Origin of the sequence: Rhodovulum sp. 12E13 (assembly GCF_003340565.1) — a bacterium.
Lineage (GTDB): Bacteria > Pseudomonadota > Alphaproteobacteria > Rhodobacterales > Rhodobacteraceae > HLUCCA09.
In genome coordinates, this window is record NZ_QPLK01000069.1 from 1 (window position 1) to 5,431 (window position 5,431).

Sequence of the window (5,431 nt, forward strand, 5' to 3'; positions counted from 1 at the left end):
TCGACCGAACGGCCCACGGGCCGTCCGCCACGCTCCGGCGCAGCGGCCGCGCGCGGCTGCTCGGCGAGGGGTGGGATGCGGCCGGCACCCGCGTCGCCACGCTGATGGAGACGCCCGAGCCCTACGCGCTGACGGCCCGCACGGCCCTGGCGATCGCCCGGCGCGTCGCCGCCGGCGAGGCCCCTGCCGGATACCACACCCCGGCCACCGCCTTCGGCCCCGACCTCGCGCTCGACTTCGCCGGCGTCCGCCGGACGGACCTCTGACGGCACGCTCCACGGGCCGGATCGACCCTTCGCGGCCACGCGCACGGCATGCCTTCCACGAACCGCGCAACATCCCTCGCGAAGGGAGGGGAGCGGAGGTTGGCTGCGCGTGCGCTCCCATTTGGTCATGGCGAACGAAGCGGACCTTCGCGTCACCGACGACCTCATATCTTGCAGTGCCGCCGCGACAGGTCAGACCGAGCCCGAAGCGGGCGCCTATGATCGGCACATTGCGGCGCGGCTCACCGTTTGGACGAACACGCACCGCCGTCGCGCAGTTCAAGCGCCGCGATGGGACGGTCAGTGGTAAAGACCGTGAGCTCCTGCCCAAGCGCCCATGCGATGGAGTCGTCACCCAGAACGGCAAAGGCGCCGACGCGCAGACCGGCCGCGCGCAAGGGCGCGAGCGCGCCGTCGCGTAGCGTGGCGATGTGGGGCGCAACGTGGTCGATGCCTGCCTCCTCGGCAAGGCGGGCCACGTCCCAGGGTGAGGTGAGACGGATGATCGGGTCCGCGATCAGCCAGATCAGGTCGCGGAGCGCATCCGCCTCCGCCTGCGTTCGAGCCGCGCGCAGCGTGGGCAGGTGGAACGAGGTGAGCACGGTCCGGCACAGCAGCCCCCGCTCGGACAGGCGCGCCAGCGTTGCCTCCCGCAGGGCGGGATAAGGGCGCATCCCCGGGCCCGGCTTGATCTCACAGCGCAGGATCAGGTGGGTCGGGGCGAGCAGGTCGAGCCCCTCGTCCAGCGTCAGGATACGGCCGCCCCCGGCCGTGATGGACAGCGCTTTTAGCTCGGCCAGCGTCCTTTCGGCCAAGGGGCCAGAGCCGTCGGTCATCCGGTCGAGCGTTGTATCGTGGAAGATCACCGGCACGGCGTCGGCGCTCATCTGCACGTCGAACTCGATCTGCTCGACGGCGAGCTTCGCGGTCTCGCGGAACGCGGTCTCCGAATTCTCGGGCCAGTGCGCGGCACCGCCGCGATGCGAGGCGATCTCCGTCCTCGGCTCGGTCACGGGCGGGCTCACCGGAACGAGCCCATGGTGATGCCGCGGATCAGGTGCCGCTCGGCAAAGACGTAGGCGATGAGCAGCGGCACCAGCGTGATCATCGTTCCGGCCATGACGAGCGGCCAGTCGGGGATCGCCGCTTCCTCGTCGCGCAAGAGGTAGCGCAGGCCGATCTGCACCGTCCGCATGTCCTCGGACGTGGTCGCGAGCAGCGGCCAGATGAACTCGTTCCACTGGCTCATGAAGGCGAATAGGGCGACGACGGCGATGGCCGGCCAGGACAGGGGCACGATGATCGTCCAGAGGATCATCCAGGTGCCCGCCCCGTCCATCCGCGCCGCCTCGTCGAGGCTGCGGGGGATCGTCATCATGTGCTGGCGCAGGAAGAAGATCGAAAAGCCAGAGGCGAGGAAGGGCAGGATCAGGCAGACGAACGTGTCAAGCAGGCCGACCTTCGCGAAGGTCAGATAGTTGGGGATCAGCGTGATATGGTTGGGTATCATGAGCGTGCCGATCACCGCGAGGAACAGCACGTCGCGCCCTGGAAAGCTCGCACGGGCGAAGGCATAGGCCGCGAGGATCGCGGTGAGAGTGCTGCCTACCGTGACGGCCAACGTCACTACGATGGAATTCAGGAAGTAGCGGGGGAAGGCGACGCCCGTCCACGCCTCGACGTAGGCGCGGAAGGTCGGGGGCCATAACGCCGCGTCGGGGCTGTTTACCTCCTCCAGGTCGAGCAACGAGATTCTGGCGATCTCCCATAGCGGGTAGAGCACAGCGAGCGCGAGCACGACGAGGACGAAGCCTCCGAGCGGCAGACGGCGCGCCCGGCGCGGTTCAACCCGCTCCTCCGAAAGGGGCATGGCACCTTCAGTCGTAACCATAATGCACCTTCCGTCCGATCGTGGCCGCCTTCAGTATCGTGATCCCGATCAGCAGAGCGAACAAGAACAAGGCCACCGCGGAGCCGAGCCCGACATCGGAAGCCTCGAAGCCCACGCGGATCAGATAGTAGAGGATCACCTCGGTCGCGCGCGCCGGCCCCCCCTGCGTCATCACCTCTACGAAGGTGTAGACTTGGAAGCCGTTGATCACCGACAGGATAAGCAGGAAGAACGTGGTTGGCATGATCAGGGGGAACGTGACATCCCAGAACTGCCGCCAGGGACCAGCCCCGTCCATCCGCGCGGCCTCGTAGAGCGTGCTCGGGATCGCCTGAAGGCCCGCGGCGTAGATCACCACCGCATAGCCGAACTGCTTCCAGACCTCGACCATGGCGAGCGAGAAGAGCGCGAGGTCAGGGTCGCTCAGCCACCGCACGGGCGAGACGCCGAGGGCACGGAGCGCGGCGTTGAAAGTGCCGATCTCCGAGTTCATCATCCAGTCGAAGATCACGCCGATCGCGACCGCCGACATCACTGTCGGCATGAAGTAGACGGAGCGCAGCAGGCGGTTGGACCGCGTCGGCGGCGCCACCAGCACAGCGACAAACAGCGCGAGCGCCAGCGTCGGCGGGACCGAGACGAGCGTGAACAGCGCGGTGTTCCACAGAGAGTTCTGGAACTGCGCGCTCGTCAGCATCACCGTGTAGTTCTGCAGCCCGACGAATTGTGGCTCCGGCATCAACCAGTCCCAGCGGTGCACGCTGAGCCAGATCGAGTAGAGGATCGGCCAGTAGATGAAGGCGCCCAGCACGAGGCAGGCCGGGAAGATCAGCAGGTAGGGGCGGAGGCGACTCATCTCCGCCGTAGGAACACGGGAGAGTTACAAGCGCATGACGGATCGGTGACGGCAGATGTCAAGAAACCGCAACGCAGGCGTCATGCCTGGCGCATAGCGGAAGGCCCGCAGCCAATCACCAAGTGGAGACCCACCCATGCGCCTGATGACCTCCGCCCTCGCGCTGACGCTGGCCGCCGGGGCCGCCGACGCGCAGACCCGGATCGAATTCTGGCATGCCTTCTCGGGCAACAACGGCGACGCCGTAGGAGAGCTCGCCGAGATGTTCAACGAAAGCCAGCCGGACTACGAGATCGTCCCCGTCTACACCGGCAACTATACCGAGGGCACTCAGAAGCTGACCGCTGCGATCGCGGGCGGCACTGCACCCGGCCTCGTTATGCTGGAGATCACGCGCTACGGCCTGTTCGCTGACCGCGGGGCGCTGGAGCCGCTGCAGCCCTATATCGACGCGGCCAGCGCCGACTGGACCGAGCAGATCCGCCCCTTCGCGCTCGAGGCGTCGAAGTGTCTCGGCGAGAGCTACGTGATCCCGTTCAACGTCTCCACCCCGGTGATGTACTATAACAAGGACATGTTCCGTGCCGCCGGCCTCGACCCCGAGCAGCCCCCGCGCACCTGGGAGGCGGTGACCGAGGCCGCCGAGGCGCTAACGATCCGCGACGGCGACGAGACCACCCAGTGGGGCCTGACCACCCCGCCGCAATGGGTGCGCTGGGCGATGACGAACCAGGCCGGCGGCGGCTGGGTCGACCCGGCCGACAATGCGGTGCAGCTCGACAGCCCCGAGTCGGTAAAGGCCTACCAGTACGCCGCGGACTGGGTGAACGTGCACGAGGTCGCCTCTCTCGAGGCCGCGCTCGACGAGGACGTCGCAGATCAGTACTTCGACACCGGTCGTGCCGCGATCGAGTTCAACTCCACCGGCGGTCTGACCGGCAATCTGACCGACCTTCCGTTCGACCTGGGCGTCGCGCCGCTCCCCTGCGAGACGGTCTGCGCCGCGCCCATCGGCGGCGCCACGCTCGGCATCGTAGCCACCGCAGAGGACTCGGTGAAGGACGGCGCGTGGGAGTTCATCCGCTTCGTCACCACGCCTGAAAACAACGCGCTGGTGTTCGTGCGCACCGGCTACCTGCCGATCATCAAGGGGGCCATCGACACCCACCTTGCCCGCGAGCGGATCGAGGAGCATCCCGAATATCTCATCGCCAACGAGCAGCTTGAGGTCGCCTTCGCCCGTGCCCGTCCGCCGGCGATGCCCGCGATCCGTTCGGAAGAGCCCGCGGTGTGGCAGTCGATCGTTCTTCAGGAGCAGACCGCCGAGGAAGCGCTCGGCGCCTTCGCCCAGCAAATGCGCGACATGATCGCACGCGACCAGATGTGAGCCATCGTGGCATGACCGGGCCCGGCGGGAGACTCCCGCCGGTTGCCTTTTTCTGACGATCCATGACCAGCATCACCCTCACCGGCCTGCGCAAGTCCTTCGGCTCGACCGAGGTGCTCAAGGGCGTCGACCTGCAGATCGGCGCGGGCGAGTTCACCGTAATCCTCGGCCCATCGGGCTGCGGAAAGTCCACCCTGCTGCGCGTCGTCGCCGGGCTGGAGGATGCCACCGCCGGCCGCATCCGCTTCGGAGAGCGCGACGTCTTGGGCCTCGAGCCGCGCGATCGCGGCTGCGCGATGGTGTTCCAGAACTACGCGCTCTACCCGCACATGAGCGTGGCCGAGAACATCGCGTACGCCCTTCGCGTCGACCACGCGCCGCGGGCAGAGCGCCGCCGCCGAGCCGCGGAGATCGCTCGCCTTGTCCAGCTCGACGGGCTGCTCGACCGCAAGCCGGCCGAACTGTCAGGCGGCCAGCGCCAGCGTGTGGCCATGGCGCGGGCCATCATCCGCGCGCCCCGCGTGTTCCTGTTCGACGAGCCCTTGTCGAATCTCGATGCGGAATTGCGTGTCCAGATGCGCCATGAGGTGCGGCGTATCCACGAGGAGGTCGGCGCAACCTCGATCTTCGTCACGCACGACCAGGTCGAAGCAATGACACTGGCCGACCGACTGGTGGTGATGCGTGGCGGAGAAATCCAGCAGGTGGGCGCCCCCGCCGAGGTCTACGAGCGGCCGCAGACCTTATATGTTGGGAAGTTCATCGGCTCGCCCAGCATGGGGACGATCCCTGGCACCTACTTGTCCCATCCCGGATGATCACATCGACCCTCGCCGACGGGCGCTGTTCCTGGCACGCTCGATCCTGAGCGAGGTTCTGGTCGGGGGGCGGGCATGCTAATCTTTCTTCACAAGCAGGCGACGACAACGCCGAAGATCCGGGCTGCGATCCAGGCGAGCACCGAGCCGGCCTGGAAGGTGGCGGAGCGCTACGGCATCTCCGAGCAGACGGTTTGGAAGTGGCGGGGCCGG

Annotated in this window: 6 protein-coding genes and 1 pseudogene; 4 read left to right on the plus strand and 3 right to left on the minus strand. The window is 67.3% G+C overall.

The window, feature by feature from the left end:
• Positions 1-266, plus strand: a 266-nt coding sequence (locus DLJ49_RS21965) for a saccharopine dehydrogenase family protein (RefSeq protein ID WP_199533452.1), incomplete at its 5' end; no start/stop codon positions are given.
• 242 nt (positions 267-508) lie between these two features.
• Here the strand turns inward: DLJ49_RS21965 and DLJ49_RS20695 are convergent.
• Genes DLJ49_RS20695 through DLJ49_RS20705 form a run of 3 tightly spaced genes read right to left on the minus strand, consistent with a single transcriptional unit; the run spans position 509 to position 3,013 of the window.
• Positions 509-1,279 carry a glycerophosphodiester phosphodiesterase gene (locus DLJ49_RS20695; protein ID WP_158547538.1) on the minus strand — a complete coding sequence of 257 codons (771 nt, stop codon included), beginning with the start codon at positions 1,277-1,279 and terminating at the stop codon, positions 509-511.
• Between the two features lie 8 nt (positions 1,280-1,287).
• The gene (locus tag DLJ49_RS20700) at positions 1,288-2,136 is read right to left on the minus strand and encodes a carbohydrate ABC transporter permease (RefSeq protein WP_158547539.1); all 849 of its coding nucleotides are present in this window, start codon (positions 2,134-2,136) and stop codon (positions 1,288-1,290) included.
• 7 nt (positions 2,137-2,143) lie between these two features.
• Positions 2,144-3,013, minus strand: coding sequence for a carbohydrate ABC transporter permease (locus DLJ49_RS20705; RefSeq protein ID WP_115395410.1), 870 nt, complete (start codon positions 3,011-3,013; stop codon positions 2,144-2,146).
• 136 nt (positions 3,014-3,149) lie between these two features.
• Here DLJ49_RS20705 and DLJ49_RS20710 point away from each other — a divergent pair, with 136 nt between their 5' ends.
• From DLJ49_RS20710 to DLJ49_RS20720, 3 genes and pseudogenes are all read left to right on the plus strand, one after another.
• Complete coding sequence (locus tag DLJ49_RS20710) at positions 3,150-4,400, plus strand: ABC transporter substrate-binding protein (RefSeq protein ID WP_115395411.1); 1,251 nt, start codon at positions 3,150-3,152, stop codon at positions 4,398-4,400.
• A gap of 62 nt (positions 4,401-4,462) precedes the next feature.
• Complete coding sequence (locus DLJ49_RS20715; RefSeq protein WP_115395412.1) at positions 4,463-5,218, plus strand: ABC transporter ATP-binding protein; 756 nt, start codon at positions 4,463-4,465, stop codon at positions 5,216-5,218.
• Between the two features lie 75 nt (positions 5,219-5,293).
• Positions 5,294-5,431, plus strand: a pseudogene (locus tag DLJ49_RS20720) (IS481 family transposase); the annotation flags it as partial.

Coding starts and splice junctions, on each gene's coding strand:
- DLJ49_RS20700 (WP_158547539.1), bottom strand. CDS start 2,136: ATGCCCCTTTCGGAGGAGCGGGTTGAACCGCGCCGGGCGCGCCGTCTG.
- DLJ49_RS20705 (WP_115395410.1), bottom strand. CDS start 3,013: ATGAGTCGCCTCCGCCCCTACCTGCTGATCTTCCCGGCCTGCCTCGTG.
- DLJ49_RS20710 (WP_115395411.1), top strand. CDS start 3,150: ATGCGCCTGATGACCTCCGCCCTCGCGCTGACGCTGGCCGCCGGGGCC.
- DLJ49_RS20715 (WP_115395412.1), top strand. CDS start 4,463: ATGACCAGCATCACCCTCACCGGCCTGCGCAAGTCCTTCGGCTCGACC.